16 protein-coding genes are annotated in these 18,044 nt (G+C 45.1%); 12 read left to right on the forward strand and 4 right to left on the reverse strand.

Annotation, left to right across the window (positions count from 1 at the left end; all coding sequences use genetic code 11):
- Nucleotides 1-26 precede the first annotated feature (26 nt).
- The 5 genes from argR to ACTQ53_RS06930 all read left to right on the forward strand — a co-directional run bounded on the left by argR (nt 27) and on the right by ACTQ53_RS06930 (nt 4,685).
- A complete protein-coding gene (gene argR, locus ACTQ53_RS06910) occupies nt 27-515 on the forward strand; it encodes an arginine repressor (RefSeq protein ID WP_153121964.1) in 489 nt (162 codons plus the stop codon).
- A 32-nt stretch (nt 516-547) separates the two neighbouring features.
- Nucleotides 548-1,153 carry a GNAT family N-acetyltransferase gene (locus ACTQ53_RS06915; RefSeq protein ID WP_203041610.1) on the forward strand — a complete coding sequence of 202 codons (606 nt, stop codon included), beginning with the start codon at nt 548-550 and terminating at the stop codon, nt 1,151-1,153.
- Nucleotides 1,154-1,228: 75 nt separating this feature from the next.
- The gene (locus ACTQ53_RS06920; protein ID WP_089544441.1) at nt 1,229-2,431 is read left to right on the forward strand and encodes an argininosuccinate synthase; all 1,203 of its coding nucleotides are present in this window, start codon (nt 1,229-1,231) and stop codon (nt 2,429-2,431) included.
- 1 nt (nt 2,432) lies between these two features.
- The gene (gene argC, locus ACTQ53_RS06925; RefSeq protein ID WP_441932551.1) at nt 2,433-3,434 is read left to right on the forward strand and encodes an N-acetyl-gamma-glutamyl-phosphate reductase; all 1,002 of its coding nucleotides are present in this window, start codon (nt 2,433-2,435) and stop codon (nt 3,432-3,434) included.
- A 108-nt stretch (nt 3,435-3,542) separates the two neighbouring features.
- Nucleotides 3,543-4,685 (forward strand): aspartate aminotransferase family protein, encoded by a 1,143-nt coding sequence (locus ACTQ53_RS06930; protein ID WP_441932552.1) that lies wholly within the window; start codon nt 3,543-3,545, stop codon nt 4,683-4,685.
- A gap of 161 nt (nt 4,686-4,846) precedes the next feature.
- On the opposite strand, the gene ACTQ53_RS06935 is transcribed toward ACTQ53_RS06930, so the two are convergent.
- From ACTQ53_RS06935 to ACTQ53_RS06950, 4 genes are all read right to left on the reverse strand, one after another.
- The gene (locus ACTQ53_RS06935) at nt 4,847-6,973 is read right to left on the reverse strand and encodes an outer membrane beta-barrel family protein (RefSeq protein ID WP_337946726.1); all 2,127 of its coding nucleotides are present in this window, start codon (nt 6,971-6,973) and stop codon (nt 4,847-4,849) included.
- Between the two features lie 944 nt (nt 6,974-7,917).
- Nucleotides 7,918-8,127 carry a HepT-like ribonuclease domain-containing protein gene (locus ACTQ53_RS06940; protein ID WP_294970991.1) on the reverse strand — a complete coding sequence of 70 codons (210 nt, stop codon included), beginning with the start codon at nt 8,125-8,127 and terminating at the stop codon, nt 7,918-7,920.
- Nucleotides 8,111-8,374, reverse strand: coding sequence for a nucleotidyltransferase family protein (locus tag ACTQ53_RS06945; protein WP_246031356.1), 264 nt, complete (start codon nt 8,372-8,374; stop codon nt 8,111-8,113). The genes ACTQ53_RS06940 and ACTQ53_RS06945 overlap by 17 nt, the downstream gene beginning before the upstream one ends.
- A gap of 101 nt (nt 8,375-8,475) precedes the next feature.
- Nucleotides 8,476-10,047 carry an ATP-binding protein gene (locus ACTQ53_RS06950; RefSeq protein WP_298560046.1) on the reverse strand — a complete coding sequence of 524 codons (1,572 nt, stop codon included), beginning with the start codon at nt 10,045-10,047 and terminating at the stop codon, nt 8,476-8,478.
- 778 nt (nt 10,048-10,825) lie between these two features.
- Here ACTQ53_RS06950 and ACTQ53_RS06955 point away from each other — a divergent pair.
- The 7 genes from ACTQ53_RS06955 (at nt 10,826) to ACTQ53_RS06985 (ending at nt 18,042) form a co-directional block, all read left to right on the forward strand.
- A complete protein-coding gene (locus ACTQ53_RS06955; RefSeq protein WP_089544447.1) occupies nt 10,826-11,194 on the forward strand; it encodes a LytTR family DNA-binding domain-containing protein in 369 nt (122 codons plus the stop codon).
- 5 nt (nt 11,195-11,199) lie between these two features.
- Nucleotides 11,200-11,721: an energy transducer TonB gene (locus ACTQ53_RS06960; protein WP_441932553.1), complete on the forward strand. Its 522-nt coding sequence runs from the start codon at nt 11,200-11,202 to the stop codon at nt 11,719-11,721.
- Between the two features lie 12 nt (nt 11,722-11,733).
- A complete protein-coding gene (locus ACTQ53_RS06965) occupies nt 11,734-12,792 on the forward strand; it encodes a tetratricopeptide repeat protein (protein WP_441932554.1) in 1,059 nt (352 codons plus the stop codon).
- Nucleotides 12,793-12,813: 21 nt separating this feature from the next.
- A complete protein-coding gene (locus tag ACTQ53_RS06970) occupies nt 12,814-14,889 on the forward strand; it encodes an outer membrane beta-barrel protein (RefSeq protein ID WP_441932555.1) in 2,076 nt (691 codons plus the stop codon).
- Between the two features lie 123 nt (nt 14,890-15,012).
- On the forward strand, nt 15,013-15,795 hold the full coding sequence (locus tag ACTQ53_RS06975; RefSeq protein ID WP_295345922.1) for a pyrroline-5-carboxylate reductase dimerization domain-containing protein: 783 nt from the start codon (nt 15,013-15,015) through the stop codon (nt 15,793-15,795).
- Nucleotides 15,796-15,818: 23 nt separating this feature from the next.
- Complete coding sequence (locus tag ACTQ53_RS06980) at nt 15,819-16,373, forward strand: helix-turn-helix domain-containing protein (protein ID WP_117587364.1); 555 nt, start codon at nt 15,819-15,821, stop codon at nt 16,371-16,373.
- Between the two features lie 10 nt (nt 16,374-16,383).
- The gene (locus tag ACTQ53_RS06985) at nt 16,384-18,042 is read left to right on the forward strand and encodes an AMP-binding protein (RefSeq protein WP_294972494.1); all 1,659 of its coding nucleotides are present in this window, start codon (nt 16,384-16,386) and stop codon (nt 18,040-18,042) included.
- Nucleotides 18,043-18,044: the final 2 nt, after the last annotated feature.

Consider the following 18,044-nt stretch of genomic DNA (forward strand, 5'->3'; position numbering starts at 1 on the left):
ACCGCAAACGTATAAAAATACATCACATGAAGGTAAAGAATAGCAGATTAGAAACATTAAAGATGCTTATCTCAAGCCAGGAGCTCAGTTCGCAGGAGCAACTCCTGCAAGCTCTTCACAAAGAAGGCTTCCAGATAACGCAAGCAACATTGAGTAGAGATTTGAAACTGCTCAAGGTTGCGAAAGCCGCTTCTTCCAGCGGTAAATATGCTTATGTCTTGCCAAACGACACCTTGTATAAGAGAGTTTCCCATCCTTCATCTGTTGCCAAGATGATGGTGAGTACAGGATTCCAGTCTGTCCACTTCTCTGGCAACATGGTTGTTATCAAAACAAGACCAGGCTACGCCAGCAGTATCGCCTACAACATAGATAACAGTGATATTCCTCAAATACTGGGAACCATCGCTGGTGATGATACGATATTCCTGGTAAAGAAAAAAGGAACTACCGAAGAAGAAGTAATCAATGCTTTGGCTGAAGTTATTCCTGACATTCATAAAGATAATAAATAAGAATACAAATACATTATAAATATACAGAGAAAATGGAAGAAGTAAAAGTAATGGTGGCTGACGAAAGTCACATCAAGTACATCGACACCATTCTGACTACAATCGCAGAAGCAGCAAAGAAACGTGGTTCAGGTATCGCCAAGCGTTCACCTGAATATGTGGCTACCAAGATGAGAGAGGCAAAGGCGGTTATCGCACTTCAGGGCGATAAGTTCGCAGGCTTCAGCTACATCGAGACTTGGGGCAACAAGCACTATGTCACCACATCAGGTTTGATCGTTCACCCAGACTTCCGTGGTATGGGACTGGCTAAACGCATCAAGAACCTGACCTTTACGCTCGCCCGACAGCGATGGCCTCATGCCAAGATTTTCTCTTTGACATCCGGTTCGGCTGTCATGAAGATGAACACCCAGCTGGGTTATCTTCCTGTTACCTTCGCCGACCTGACCGATGACGAGTCTTTCTGGCGTGGTTGCGAGGGTTGCATCAACGTAGATGTCCTCCATCGTACCAACCGCAAATACTGCATCTGCACCGCCATGCTCTTCGACCCAGAGGAGCATCTGCCTATCAAGCTTCCTCAGGAGGTGATTGAGAGAATCAGAAAGATTGACGGACCTTCTGCAGAAATTTAAATCCTTATATATAATTAAGGTGTTGGCAAGAATGCCATCTAAACATTATTCATCACATATTAAACATAAAATAAAATGGCAAATAAGAAAGTAGTAGTCGCTTTTAGCGGCGGTCTCGATACATCATACACTGTAATGAAGTTGACCCAGGATGGCTGGGATGTTTATGCAGCATGCGCTAACACAGGTGGTTTCTCTGCCGAGCAGTTGAAGACCAACGAGGAGAACGCATATAAGTTGGGTGCCAAGGCATACGTCACTCTCGACGTTACCCACGAGTATTACGAGAAATCATTGAAATACATGATTTTCGGTAATGTGCTCCGCAACAACTGCTACCCTATCTCTGTATCTTCTGAGCGTATCTTCCAGGCTATCGCCATCGCTCGTTACGCCAAGGAGATTGGTGCTGACGCCATCGCTCACGGAAGTACAGGTGCCGGCAACGACCAGATCCGTTTCGACATGACATTCCTGGTAATGGCTCCTGGTGTAGAGATCATCACCTTGACCCGTGACAAGGCACTTTCTCGTAAGGAGGAGGTTGACTATCTGAACGAGCATGGTTTCTATGCAGATTTCACCAAGTTGAAGTATTCTTATAACGTAGGTATCTGGGGAACCAGTATCTGCGGTGGTGAGATTCTCGACCCAACCCAGGGTCTCCCAGAGGAGGCTTATCTGAAGCACGTTACTGCCAAGGAAGAAGAGGCTGAACTTAAGATTACCTTCGAGAAGGGTGAAATCGTGGCTGTCAACGGCGAGAAGTTTGATGATAAGATTGCTGCCATCCAGAAGATTGAGGAGATTGGTGCTTCTTACGCCATCGGTCGCGACTGCAACGTGGGTGATACCATCATCGGTATCAAGGGTCGTGTAGCTTTCGAGGCTGCAGCTCCTAAGCTCATCATCGAGGCTCACCGCCTGTTGGAGAAGAGCACATTGAGCAAGTGGCAGCAGTATTGGAAGGACCAGGTAGGCAACTGGTACGGAATGTTCCTCCACGAGAGCCAGTACCTGGAGCCTGTAATGCCGGATATCGAGGCAATGCTGACTTCTTCTCAGCGCAACGTAAACGGTACAGCTATCCTGAAGCTCCGTCCATACAGTTTCCAGACTGTAGGTATCGACTCACCAGACGATTTGACCAAGTCTAAGCTCGGTGAGTATGGTGAGATGCAGCATGGTTGGACAGCCGAGGATGCGAAGGGCTTCATCAAGGTAAGCTCTACCCCACTCCGTGTTTATTATGGTATGCACCCTAACGAGGAAAGATAATATGGTAAAAGTAGGTATTTTAGGAGCAGCTGGTTATACAGGAGGTGAGTTGATTCGCCTCCTTATCAACCATCCTGAGGCAGAGATTGTATTCGCCAATAGCGAGAGCAACGCCGGCAACCTGGTGGCTGAGGTTCACGAGGGATTGTATGGCGAGACTGATTTGAAGTTTACCGCCGAGATGCCTTTCGACCAGGTGGATGTCATCTTCTTCTGCTTCGGTCACGGCAAGAGCGAGGCGTTCCTGAAGGAGCACAATGTTCCGGAGAACGTGAAGATTATCGACCTGGCACAAGACTTCCGTCTTGCCCCTGAAACTGTGGTTGCTACCCAGCAGCCAACCCCAGCAGCTCACGATTTTGTATATGGTCTTCCAGAAATAAATGAATCAAAAATAGCCGTAGCTCAGCACGTGGCAAACCCAGGTTGTTTTGCAACTTGCATTCAACTTGGTTTGTTGCCTGCTGCTAAGATGGGCCTCATCAACAGCGATGTATCTGTTAACGCCATTACCGGTAGCACCGGTGCTGGTCAGAAGCCAGGCGCCACTACTCATTTCTCATGGCGCAACAACAACATGAGCATCTACAAGGCATTCAACCATCAGCACGTGCCAGAGATTCGTCAGAGTCTGAAGCAGACACAGGGTTATCTCGATGCTGCCATCGACTTCATCCCTTACCGTGGCGACTTCGCCCGCGGTATCTTCGCTACTGAAGTGGTGAAGACCGACAAGCCTATCGAGGAAATCGTAGCAGGTTACAAGGAGTTCTACAAGGATGCCAAGTTTACCTACTATGTGGATAAGGCAATCGACCTGAAGCAGGTGGTGAATACCAACAAGTGCCTGGTTCATGTGGATAAGTATGGCGATAAGCTCCTCATCACTTCCTGCATCGACAATCTCTTGAAGGGTGCCGTAGGTCAGGCTGTTCAGAACATGAACATCATGTTTGGTCTCGACCAGACTGCAGGTTTAAAGCTCAAGCCATCAGCATTTTAGATAAAAGAATACGGAAGAACGGATGAAAAATCATTCGTTCTTCTATCATAAAAATAGTTTGTAATAAGATAACTCTATGAGTTGTCTTTCTTAAAACATAGATTTAACATGAAACTTTACGACGTATATCCTCTTTTCGATATTAATATTGTAAAAGGACAGGGCTGCAAGGTATGGGACGACAAGGGTCAGGAATATCTCGACCTCTATGGCGGTCATGCCGTTATCAGCATCGGTCATTGCCATCCTCACTATGTGGAGATGCTCACCAACCAGTTGAACAACCTGGGTTTCTATTCCAACTCTGTCATCAACAAGTTGCAGGTGAAACTCGCTGAGCGCCTGGGCAAGATAAGCGGTTATGAAGATTATCAGTTCTTCCTCATCAACTCTGGTGCCGAAGCAAACGAGAATGCCTTGAAGCTGGCTTCCTTCACCAACGGAAGAACCCGCGTGCTTTCTATAGAGAAGGCTTTCCACGGCAGAACATCCCTTGCCGTAGAGGTAACAAATAATCCAAAGATCATCGCTCCTATCAATGATAATGGTCACGTAACCTATCTTCCTATCAACGATTTGGAGGCTTGGGAGAAGGAACTCGCCAAGGGCGATGTATGTGCTTGTATCATCGAAGCTATTCAGGGCGTAGGTGGCTGCAACATGGTAACTCCTGAGTTTGCTCAGGGCTTGCAGGCTGCCTGCAAGAAATACGGCACTTTCCTGATTTGCGATGAAATCCAGTGCGGCTATGGTAGAAGCGGTAAGTTCTTTGCTCACCAGTGGTTGGGCATCAAGCCTGACCTCATCACCGTAGCCAAGGGTATCGGTAACGGTTTCCCTATGGGTGGCGTGTTGATTTCTCCTGAGTTTACTCCTGTATATGGTCAGTTGGGTACTACCTTCGGTGGCAACCACCTGGCATGTACAGCAGCTCTCGCCGTTCTCGATATTTTCGAGAAGGAGAACCTGGTACAGAATGCGCATGAGGTTGGTGAATATCTCATCGCCCAGCTGAAGGAGTTGCAGAAGCGCAACAGCCACATCACAGAGGTTCGTGGCCGTGGTTTGATGGTAGGAGCCGTACTCGATATTCCTCACAAGGAAGTTCGCAGCAAGCTCATCCACGAGCAGCACTGCTTCACCGGTTGCGCTGGCACCAACATCCTCCGCATCCTCCCTCCATTGGTATTGACCAAGGAGAATGTGGATGACTTCATCGGAAGATTGGAAACCGTATTAAAAGAAGTATAAACCCATTGAGATAAGAATATAAAGAAAACTCAACCCATAAAAGAAATAGGAATCACTCCTATCGTGAGCAGCAAGCCCTTTGCGGTTTGCTGCTTTTTTGTTCCCCTTATAGGAAATCATCTTAAATGTCTCCACTTTCGAATAAAAGTAATAAAAGATATTTATAGTCGATTCAGCTCTGCATTGCCGGCACCAGTTCCCTTGTACTTGCTGCGTGTGGTATTGAACTTATAGCGAAGGGTGAGTTGCAGGTCTCTCGTACCTCGCTTAGACACTTGCAAGAGTTCCATCTTCTGGTTATAGAGCAAGTCGGCATCCCAACATTTATAAAGCAGGTCGTTGCCTTTTATTTCCAAGGTAAGGGCATCCTTTAGGAATGACTTACTGATGCTGACATCCAGTACATGCTGCTCTTTGGCAAGATATACATTCATCGTGTTACCCTTGCTCTGATAGCGATAATCCACGTTAAGGATGATGCCGCATGGCAAGGAGAAGGCATTATTGAAGTTGCCCATGAAGATAGGACGATTCAAGCGATAAGATGCCACATCAGTATGGAGGGTGAACCAGGGTTTCTGCATGCCCAAGTTGATTTGTGGCGCCCAAATGCCTATCTTTGGAGCGGCACTGATGTAGGCGGTCATGCTCTTGAGACTCTTCACGTTCTTACGACTTATCATGGTAATAGCTTCGTCCTCAGGAATTTGCTCTGCCCAATAGATGATGGCATTGCGAGAGTCCTTGTAGTTGACCATAAACTGGATGAACTTCCATACACCCGATAATTCCACTCTGTGATTGGTTTCGTTGTCGAGATAAGGATTACCAGTCTGGCGAGTAAATCGATTCATATAAGATACATTGTTGCTCAGTTGACTATATGAAGGACGAGAGGTCTTTACCGAATAGCTCAACTGTGCCATTACCTTACCTATCTTCGCACCATAGCTGATGGTAGGAAAGAGGTTACGGAAGGAGCGACTCTGCTCGGGCTGATAGATGCCTGCATCATAATACTTGAATCTTACATACTCGTATCGCAACCCTGCCGTGATGTTTCCTATCGGGGTGAGGCGCGCATATTGGATGAATGGACTTGCCGTCTGCTCCTCCAACTTGCTATAAGAGTTGGCGAGGAGGTCGGTGCGATTCACTTCGTAGTCATCGTTACGATGAGTATTGATATACTCAGCTCCATAAGAGAGATTACCGCCTAAGAGAGGAGAGGTAATTACGAGTTTGGTAGCTACCATCTTGTTGCTCACACGATTCTTGGAGTTGATGTTACGAGAATCGTGCTCCTGGCTCTGTTCATCGCTATAGGCATAAGCCCTGTTTGTACTGAAATAGAGGTCGGTATTCAGATCAATAGTGGTCTTGCCCAATGTGCCGTTGTAGTAGGCATTCAATTGATGGCTAGGGCTGTCCTTGTCGACCGTCAGACCATCGGTTTTGATATAGTCGTAAAACTTACCGTCGGCAGTCACCTGACTATCGAAAAAATCTTTTGAGCGAGAATAGCCTGGCGAGGTCAAGGTGTATCTCGCACCAATGGAATGATTGGCATTGAAATCATAGCTAAAACCACTGATAAGACGATGCGATTCTATACGACCTGTTACTTCGTTGTTGTTATGCTGTTGCCAAAGCGTATCTACATGTACAGTCTGATTGTAGGAGGCCTTTTGCATCCATGTTGCATCAGAGAACTTATAAGTGGCAAAGAGATTCAGTCCATTATGGCGATAGTTCATGTTAACCTGTTGGATGGTATTGTCATGCTTATTGTACCAATACACAGAGCGAGTATCAAAGCCGAAGCCTTCGCCTTTCTTCTTGATGGTTTTGATTTTGATTACCGCATTTACCGAAGCATCGTAGGCGGCTCCTGGATTTTGGATGACTTCCACACTCTTGATATCGGAAGATTTGATGTTATCCAACTCACTGATGTCTTGCATCTTCCTGCCGTTGATATATATAATAGGTGTACCCTTGCCGACCACCTCATATCCATCTTTCTTCTTCACGATGCTCGGCACATGCTTCAATACATCTTCTGCCGTACCCATCTTGCCAAGCACGGTTCCTGCCACGTTGGTCAGCAGTCCTTCGTGGGTCTTCTTATATTGAGGAAGATGAGCTTTCACCACCACTTCGCCAAGTTCTTTGGAGAACTTATCAAATAGGGTCGTGTCGGAAATCTGTTCGCCGTTGATGTTCTGTGCCATCATCTGTGTTATGGCAATGCCACTGAAGAATGCTACTAATGCAAGTCTTTTCATTGTCTTATTATTCTTTATGTTGTTACTATTCTTATTTGTTGCAAAATAGCAAGGCAACGGCTATGCCAAAAACATAAGCGACTGATTATCAGAATATATAGAAAAAGGCCATAAGATGATCTGTCTAAATACTTGACACTGCTGTCTAGTTATTAGACAGAAAAGCCATCAAAAAGGTTGCGATGCGACATCATCTCCTTCATATACTCATGGTATTATTATTGTATTCTTGCTGCAAAAGACTGAAAAACAATGAAATAGCAAAATCTATTACATTTTTATGAGGGACTTTTCGAGCTATCCATACACTTTTATGAGGGACTTTCTACTTTTTTGTAGCAGTTTCCCAAAAATGAACTGTAAACAAACATAAAACCAAGACAACAACAGACAACAAACTGGATTTCAATAGAGAACTGCGATTATGCCGAGATACTGCGACATGCTGTCGCAGTAATTGAACATACCAGGACAGAAATAGCCCGACATATCGATTTTTATGCAGGGCATAATGAGAAAGTGCAACGGAGCGTAGCACTTTTGCCGTAGTCGCACAATCTGCTGCTGTTGAGAAAGGGATAGAAGTGGAATTTTCACTTGAAAATATGGGAAAACCTATCGGAGTGGCGGATATGGTAAAGAGGTATGCGGATATGGTAAAGTAGAAGCTATGTAAAAGAAGGATCGCAAGTTCAACATAGAACTGTAATTTTCTGGTAGATGAGAATAAATAATCTAATACCAGAAAACACCGAGGGGTTTGGGGGCGAGAAGCCCCCATCAGTTTAAATTCAAAATACAATGGACTAGACGAAAGAATGCCATGGAGTTGCAAACCGCCTTGCATCTCATAAAAGAAGGAATTGTCTTCGAGAAGGAGAACGCTCAGACTGAGGCATTCCATCATTGATATAATGGTTGGTTATGATTGCTGAACAGATTCGTCATTCCCCACAATAATGTTCCCAATCTATCTCGTTCAGGTATTTCTCCACTTGAGCCTTGATTTCGGGAATATTCTCTTTTGCTGTTGCCCAAAGAATACGAGGTAACACCTGCGAATAACCATGCACCAAAACATGGCGCATACCTTCCACCTGTTTCCAAGGAATCTCCGGGTGACTTGCATTGAATTCCCTAACTAGCTCTCTCATATACCAAGATTTTATCTCGTTCCACACTCTCCTGAGCATACGGACGCAAAGAGCCATCAACAACCAAGTCAACTTCACGACCTAGCAGTTGCTTCAAATCCTCATACATTCCTCCATGAGTAAGCAAAGTAAACGAACCATGCTCAAAATCGGGGACAAAGAGAATATCTATATCGCTCTGAGCCTTTTCTTCACCACGAGCAAAAGACCCAAAGATCCATGCCTTCAACACAGGTTTCCTAGACATATAGTCATGGATTATACGTATAATTTGATATCTATCCATATTTACCTCCTCATATTTAAATAGTAATAAGAAGATGTTTAACCCATTCATCACAAGCAGTATTATGCCAATGCCTCCACTTTCCAGTCATCGATACTTCGACGGTCTTCCGAGAAGTTGATACCCACCTTGTATTTCTTTCTGCTGTCATCGGCGAAGGCAGCGAGATAGTCCTTGCTGTCGATTTGCTCCATCGCTGCCTCAGCATCCTTTTTATATTTAAGTTCCAATACATAGATGCTGCGCTTGGTTTTCAGCACCATGTCGATTCTGCCATCAGATGTAGGCACCTCTGGAGTAACATCACATCCGAGGATTAACAATATGGTGTAGAGCACGGCTTGGTAATGGCGTTCGTTGTTGTTGACCAATGTATATGGGAACTTCTTGTAGAAAGTCTGGAGATGAGGGAGGAATGCCTCCATATTGTCCTCGGCACTCAGGATGAAGTTCTTTGCCCATGCCATGTAGATAGCATCACGGTCGCCCATGCCGTCTGGGGCATAATAGCGGAAGAGGCTGTTGGAGAAGCCCTTGCGCACCTCTTCATTAGGGAAGGCAAGCTTGTATAATTTCGCCAAACGATTGTATGACTTGATTGTGAGATAGCCGCTTTGGTATAATACCGGCACAGGGTCAACAATCTTCTCTGTTGGAGTATCGAAGCGGTCGGAGGTTGTCCAAATGTCGTCCAACTGGAGCATATCAACATTTTTCTCTTGAAGCAGTTCTATCAGGAAGGTAGGAGTACCCGTAGAGAACCAATAGCTATCAAACTCATGGGTCTCTAAGCAATTGAACATGCTGTAAGGATTATACATATCGGCACCTTTCCCACTAAAGTGGTAGCCATCGTAATTATATCTCAGCTCAGCTAAGGCCTCCTCATAGTTCATATCATTGGCCTGCGCCAATTCCTCTATGTCATCGTGGAAATTTTCCAAGAGTTCTTCCTTGCTGATGCCACAGATAGAACTGTACTTATCCCACATGCTGATATTCGTGATATTGTTCAGTTCGCTGAAGATACTCAACTGGCTAAACTTGGAGATTCCTGTTAAAAAGACAAAATGAAGATTGTCCTCTTCTGACTTCAAAGGACTGAAGAAGTTGCGCATGATGTCACGTATCTTGTCCTGCAAGTCCTTGTCTTTCATAGAGTCGTGCATCGGCGCATCATATTCATCGATGAGCACAACCACATTCCTGTCGGTCTTTTGCTTGGCGGCATTGATGATGCGAATCAATCGGACATTAAAAGCCTCGGTACTAACAGAAGTTATTTGGTATAAATCCTCGTATGTTTCAAGAATCTTATCAAGAGTTTCTATCAGGCTTTCCATATTATAATATTTCCCCTTGCTAAGATCAAGATGGATAACGGGGTGTTTCTCCCAATCTTTTTCCAAAGCTTCCAGCTTTAGTCCTTTGAATAGCTCTTTCTTTCCTTCGAAGTATGCTTGTAGGGTTGTGACAAGGAGTGACTTTCCGAATCGTCGAGGACGACTCAGAAAGCAATATTTCTTCTCATGCACCAACTCATAGATTAAGTCGGTCTTATCTACATATACATAATTTCCCTCTATGATATTCTTGAAAGTCTGTATTCCGAGAGGATATCTTCTACCTTTCATAAGCTATTCCCTTTAATTATGGTGGCAAAGTTAAGGTATTTTTCTTGATTAACCAAACTTTTTGTAGCCTTTTAGCCCGATAACTCGAAAAATCACCTTAAATGTCTCTACTTTCGAATAAAAGCAATAAAAGATTACTAACGCTTCCTACCTCATATCGTCAAGAAACTACAATGTTGCAAATCGCCTTGTCCAGCAAGTTCACTACATACAAGAAAAATGTTTTTCTATTTTTATTGCCACATCTGCCACACATGAATTTAACTCATTGATTATAAACGAATAACGCATGGCAATAAGCGGTATTTTTATTGTCACCTAATGCCACGCTCCAGGTCAGGCAACTAGGGTTCTTGAGCCAGCTCCATGGCATCAAGGATATTCACCAAAGGCGTTGCCCAGTTTTACCCGAAGCCTTGGGCAAATGTGCCCGGCACAGCCGGGCATGTTTACTCATTACGTCGGTCATCTTTGCTCATTACGTCGGTCATTCTTGCTCAAGTACGTGGGATGGCAAACCTCTGTGGTTTAACGATTTTAGGTGACCACTTTTAGTTTTATCTGTAAGACGAGTTGACTCGGTTAAAACTTATTTATAATTCACGTTGACTTTCCTGAAGCTTAGTCATATTTTTAGTAGACCACCTTAAATAGATAGTCATATCTGGAGTTTGACTTCATATTCTCCACAAAGCAAGTCCACTGGTTCACAAAAAACACGCTACCTCCAGCCATACTTTTTAAATATTTTGCTTATCTTTGCACCAAACTTATCAGTATGGAAGAATATCTCATCATATCAAATGCCAACTTCTTGCTCAGAGTGGCTTCCGAACAGATAGCATACGTCTGTTCGGAAGGAAGCTATTGCAATCTCCGACTCACCAACGGCGATGAATACACCTTCTCGTTCAACCTTGTGGTCTTTGAGAAGAAAATAGTAGAGCAACTTGCCCAAACGGCACACTTCTTCGCTCGTGTTGGCAGAAACTACATTATTAATAGTCAGCACATTTTCAGTATCAACCTCAACACTTCAGAACTAGTTTTGTACAACGAACGGTTTTGCGAGAAATTCACTCTGCACGTCAGCAAGGAACCACTCAAACAATTAAAAGCACTTTTAGACAACTCCATAAAATCGTAAAAGGTATGAAAGAAAAAAACAATCAGGAAGAAACTTATTTCCTGGGCAAAGCACAGGAAACAAGATACACAAAATCTCATTTATATAAAAAGGTATTTGGGATAGCCGCTTGCGTGATAGCAATAATAGGTATAACCATCGTCCTTATGTGCAAACCGCAAAGCGTATCACAACCTCATGTGTTAAAGACGATAGCTGTTTTACCGGAAGGTGGTCAGATGCCTGTCTTCAACGGCAATGGCGACATCAACGATTTCCTAAGATGGGTGATGACAAACATCCAATATCCTAAAGGATTGGAAGACAAACCTGCGCGAGTCGTCATCAACTTCACCGTTCAAAAGGATGGAACATTGGGATTGTTTAAAGTTCTCGAAGCTCCCAAAGAAAAAGCCTACGAGCAGACTGTGATTGAACTTCTCAAAAGAAGCCCTCATTGGAAGCCTGCCCGACTCTCCGATGGCGAGGAAGTTAACATGGAGTTTACCTTGCCTGTCGTTTTCACTCCCGAAGTAAGAAAGAAATAATCAGCAAAAACGATGAAACAGTTTAGATTGATCCTTATTTTATGGCTATGTATGGCAATGAATGCCAAGGCCAACGAGACCACAGCTAATTTACTTCAACAAGGAGATAGCTGTCTGAGTAGATATGATGTGTTTCATGCAACCCAATACTACCAAAAGTATCTGGAAGCAAATCCATCTCACCTGGGAGCACGCAGGAAACTGGCTTCCTGCTATCGGAAAGTAGGCAACTACACCGCCTGCATTTCTTGCCTAGACAAGATTCCATCAGATAGCATCAACCACGAAGACATGCGAATGTTCTATTATGCGTATCTCAATCAGAACAACAATGACAAGGTTTCTCTCTGGGGTGAACGCATCGCATTCCTATTCCCATACGACAGTGAAATTATCGCTTCGCTTGCCTCCCACTACAATGGAGCAAACCAACCTGGCAGAGCCGAGGAAGTGGCAAAGAATTACATCTCCCAGTGTGATTCCACGAACTTATATGTCAACAAGGAATACGCCTATTCCCTATTCATGCAATTCAAATACGATGAGGCTATACCCTTGTATGAGAAACTGATAGCGCAAGGATTTGATAATTTCGAATCCAATTTCATCCTTGGTCTCTGTTATGAGGACCTGCCGGACAATGAAAAAGCGCTGAAACATTACCAGAAAGCAGTTCAGTTCAAAAGCGACAATGCCACTTGCCTTTTCCACTTGGCTTTGATAGAGAAATCCTTCTGCATGGATTCATTGTCTATGGCTCATTTCAACCAGTCATTAGAGGTTTCCTTGCCAAAAGACAGAGCTTTGCGAACCTATAAATGGCTAGCCGACTTACATTTTCAACACAACCGATATGCAGACGCAGCCCGTGACTTTGAGTTATGCACCTTATACGATGAGGAAGATAATCCTCTCAACCATTACAATGCCGCCCAAATGTTCATCGCTTCCAAGAACAAGCTGAAAGCGAAACAGCATCTCCAGATGTTCTTAGCAAATGCAAACAGACTAGAAGATAAAAAAGAGGCAGCGCAACTCATATCCAAAGCCAAAGAGCAGCTCAAGCAATAACCATCAAACTCACATAAATACATGAAAATAAATTTTATCTTAGGTTCAGCATTATTGCTGAGCCAGTCCCTTTGCGCTCAAAACGAAGAGGCAAAAGACACGCTTACCACCCAGATGATGATGCAAAACCTGCCAGAGGTTTTCGTCAAGGCGACACGTCCTATCGTCAAGGCAGAAAGAGGACAGTTGGTTTACAACATGCCACTGCTCATAGAGAAAATGCCGGCAGACAACGCTTATGATGCCCTTACCCGAATACCAGGAGTAAACGAACTAAACGGCAACATCAATTATGCAGGAAAGGAACTGACTCTCATCATCAACGGCAAACCAACCACGCTCAATTACGCACAACTGGCAGAGCGATTAAAAGCCATGCCCGCCTCACAATTAGCCAAAGCCGAAGTGATGCTGGCAGCGCTAGCACGCCTACATGTTCGTGGAATGGTCATCAACCTGATTACCAAAGACTATGTAGGAAAGAACCTACTTTCAGGACAAATACAAAGCATCTGGAGCCAAAGCAAATACGGAGAAGGGGAAGGCAAAGGCAACCTGCTGTTCCAAAAAGGAAAATTCGGACTGGATGCCATGTATTCATTTACAGATGGAACATCATACGGTGAAACTACTACCAATGCCAATCATCCCCTTCAAGGGAAACGAGTAGCGTATCATGATAAGACCTCACAGAAAACCCTTGGATTGACTCACAACTATCGCTTGGGACTGAGTTATGCATTTGCTGATAACCACCAGCTATCCCTGGCATATACAGGAAAATGGGACAGCAGTCATCCTCATCATGAAACGATGGGAACAGGGACATCCCAGCAACAGGGCAATGAACATACCTACCTGCACAATGTAGATGCCAGCTACAACCTGCCCTTTGGACTACAAATAGGCATATCCTATCTCAACTACCAAAATCCCAGCCAGCAATATCTGGAAGGAACAATACTTGACGAAGAACGTATTCTATACACAAACAGCAAGCAGGTAATAGACAAATGGCTTTTCACCGCCGATCAATCCCACTCATTGAAGAAGGGTTGGGAACTGTCGTATGGTATGAAATTCCAAAACAGCAACAACAGAAGCTACCAAACCACGACCAACAAGGATGGAGCAGACATTCCAGATGCAACCAGCCAGGTGAATATCGAAGAAAGAATCTTGAGTTTCTATGGCGGCATAAGCAAACAGATAAACGAGCGAATCAGCTTGGAAGCCTCTGTCGAAGCGGAGCAGTACCATTCTCCACAATGGAACAAATGGCATATTTATCCCACACTTAATGCATCGTGGAAAGCCAATCCTGGCAACATACTCAACTTATCCTTCAGTTCCAGCTCACAGTTTCCTAGCTATTGGTCAACTATGAGCAGCATTTACTATGCCTCTACCTATATGGAAATATGGGGAAATCCTCATCTCAAGCCTTACTCTACATACGAGACCAACCTGATGTGGACTATCAAAAGTCGCCATGCATTGATGGCATTTGCAGAGTTCCAACCCAACTATTCTGTGCAGTTGCCTTATCAGACTACCGACCACCTGGCAGTCATTATGAAGGAGACCAATTTCGACTATAACCATACTATGGGCATTAGAGCATCGACGACTTTCGGTATAGGCAATTGGATGAACGGAAGTGTTTCGGCAACAGGAATCTACAGACATGACAAGAGTAACGATTTCTTTGACTTGCCCTTCAATCGCAAACATATCTCTGCCATTCTTGCCGGAAATCTATCCGCCCAGCTTAGCCGAAGCCATCACATCCATTTCATACTTAACCCATTCTATCAGTCAAAAGCCATTCAAGGACTCTATGACATCAAATCAGTCTTTCTTTTGAATGCTATGTTGAGATGGGCTCCCGATAATGATAAATGGAGCATTGTGGTTAAAGGCAGCAACATCTTCAACGAGGGATTCTCTACAAAATCAGTACAAGGCAATCAAGACTACCACATGAACATCAAGCAAGATTGGGCATCAGCCTCCATCTCCATCATCTGTAAGATAGGCAAGTACAAGGAAAAGAGAACCAAGGACGTAGATACTTCCAGAATGGGAGTAAACTAGCGAATTTCTTAAAATATCGTCAGTAAACAAGCGTACTTTCTTAAAAAATCGTCTATAGACACGCTATTTTCAGATAAAAGTAGTATCTTTGCACCGTAATTGCATTTTAACTATAAGACGACAATGAAAATAACAATTATCGGAGCAGGTGCCATGGGCGGTGCTATGGCTGAAGGACTCTTGCAGAGCGAGAAGTTCACTCCATCAGATATTACGGTATCAGACCATAACCAACCAGTATTGGATCACTTCGCAAGCGAAGGAGCCAGCGTAACTCTCGACAACCAGTTGGCTTGCCACGGCGCAGACATCGTATGCGTGGTAGTAAAACCTTGGTGCGTAGAGAAGACATTGAAAGGAATCAAGGAGGCACTCAACTACAAGAATCAGAAACTCGTAGTCGTTGCTGCCGGTGTGCCATCAGCCAACATCAAGGAGTGGTTAGACAAGGATGGTATCACCCCAACCTTCTTCCTCGTGATGCCAAACATCGCCATCGCCTACAAGCAGTCGATGACCTTCATCACTCCTGTAGATGCATCTGCCACAGAAATCCAGCAGATTACAGAAATCTTCGATGAATTGGGCGAAAGCCTCATCATGGAAGAACGTCTCTTCCCAGCAGCTACCGCTATGTCGTGTGCCATTGCTTATGCGATGCGCTATGTAAGAGCCAATGTGGAAGGCGGTGTAGAAATGGGATTCAAGGCTAAGGATGCCCAGAAGATTGTCTTGCAGACCATCAAGGGTGCCGTAGAGCTGCTTCAGGAAACAGGCGAACACCCTGAGGCTGCCATTGATAAGGTTACTACTCCAGGCGGCTGCACCATCAAGGGCCTCAACACCATGGAACAGGGCGGCTTTACCAGCGCTGTCATCAATGGTTTGCTGGCAGGTAAAAGATAAAACAACCAATAAAATATTCGATTATGGACGAAGCAATCAAGCAAATCGGTGAAAGACTGAAAGGTCTCCGCGAGGTTCTCAACATTCCAGCTGAGGAAGTGGCAGAACTTTGCGAAATCAGTCTTGACCACTATCTCAAGATTGAGTCGGGAGAAGCCGACCCATCCGTGTATCGACTTTCAAAGATTTCTAAGCGATACGGCATCGACCTCGACGTATTGCTCTTCGGTGAGGAACCTCGCATGAAGGGATACTACGTTACCCGCAAGGGACAGGGACCGGAGATAGACCGCAACAACCAGTATAAATACCAGAGCCTTGCCGTAGGATTCAAGGATAGAAAGGTGAATCCGTTCATGGTACAGGTGGATCCGTTGCCAGGCGACAAGAAGCCGAACAAGAACGGACACGACGGGCAGGAATATGATTATGTGATTGAGGGACAGCTCGAAGTAACCATCGAAGAGAAGGTGATGGTGCTGAATCCGGGCGACAGCATCTATTTCGACAGTAGAAAGTCGCATTGTTTCCGCTCACTCAACAATGAGCCTGCCAAGTTCCTTTGTATAATTATCTAGAAGAGTAACTATGATCGAGAGATTTCTAAAACAGACAAAATTTACTTCAGAGCAAGACTTCAAGGAGCATCTGGAGTTTATCATACCAGAAGATTTCAACTTTGCCTACGACGTGATGGACGAATGGGCAAAGATCAAACCAGACCACGTGGCGCTGCTTTGGGCAAGTGAACGTGGCGAAGAAATCCGTTTTACATACAAGGACCTGAAGGAGCAGAGCGACAAGGCTGCTGCTTACTTCCAGAGTCTCGGCATCGGTCACGATGATAAGGTGATGCTGATTCTGAAGCGTCACTATCAGTGGTGGCTTGCCATGCTCGGTCTCCACAAGTTGGGTGCCGTAGCCATCCCTGCCACCCACATGCTTACCAAGCACGACATCGTTTACCGCAACAATGCAGCAAGCGTGAAGGCTATCATCTGCTGCGGCGATGATTACGTGGTAGAGCAGGTTAATCAGGCAATGCCAGAGAGTCCGACTGTCAAGACATTGATTAGTATCGGTCCGGATATCCCTGAAGGTTTCCACGACTGGATGAAGGAATGGAACGAATGTGCTCCTTTCGTTCGTCCGGAGCATGTAAACTCTAACGAAGATACCCTGCTGATGTACTTTACATCGGGAACCACAGGCGAGCCAAAGATGGTGGCACACGATCACCTCTATGCGCTCGGTCATCTGACCACGGGTGTATATTGGCACAATCTCCACGAGAACTCCATCCATCTTACCGTAGCCGATACCGGTTGGGGCAAGGCTGTATGGGGCAAGCTCTACGGACAATGGTTTGCCGGAGCCACCGTCTTCGTCTTCGATCACGAGAAGTTTACGGCGGATAAGATCATGCGCCAGATTGAGAAGTATCATATCACCTCTTTCTGTGCCCCTCCTACTATCTACCGCTTCATGATTCAGGAGGATTTCTCTAAGTATGACCTCAGCAGTCTTGAATACTGCACCACTGCGGGTGAGGCTATGAACCCATCCGTGGCAGAAACCTTCCAGAAGCTTACTGGTGTTCAGATTTACGAGGGCTTCGGACAGACAGAGACCACGATGACACTCGGAACCTTCCCTTGGATCAAACCAAAGCCAGGAAGCATGGGCAAGCCTAACCCACAATATGATGTTCACATTCTCCGTCCAGACATGACGGAATGCGAGGATGGTGAAAAAGGTGAGATTTGCATCCGCATCGGCGATGACAAGCCTATCGGCCTCTTCAAATATTACTATCGTGACGAGAAGCAGACAAAATCTGTTTGGCATGATGGTTTCTATCACACGGGCGATATGGCCTGGCGTGATGAGGAAGGCTACTTCTGGTTTGAGGGCAGAATCGACGACGTGATCAAGAGCTCGGGCTACCGTATCGGTCCTTTCGAGGTAGAGAATGCCCTGATGACTCACCCTGCCGTAGTAGAGTGCGCCATCACCGGTGTGCCAGACCCAATCCGCGGTATGGTAGTCAAGGCAACCGTCGTGCTGAAGGATGACTACAAGAGTATGGCAGGTCCAGACCTCATCAAGAAGCTGCAGGATCATGTGAAGCACGAGACTGCTCCTTATAAATATCCTCGCATCATCGAATTCGTAGATGAACTGCCAAAGACCATCTCGGGCAAGATTCGAAGAGTAGAGATTCGGGAAAAAGACGGGGTTAAGTGAAA

It is taken from the genome of Prevotella sp. Sow4_E9_plate (genome assembly GCF_052116205.1).
In the GTDB taxonomy this organism is placed as follows: Bacteria; Bacteroidota; Bacteroidia; order Bacteroidales; family Bacteroidaceae; genus Prevotella.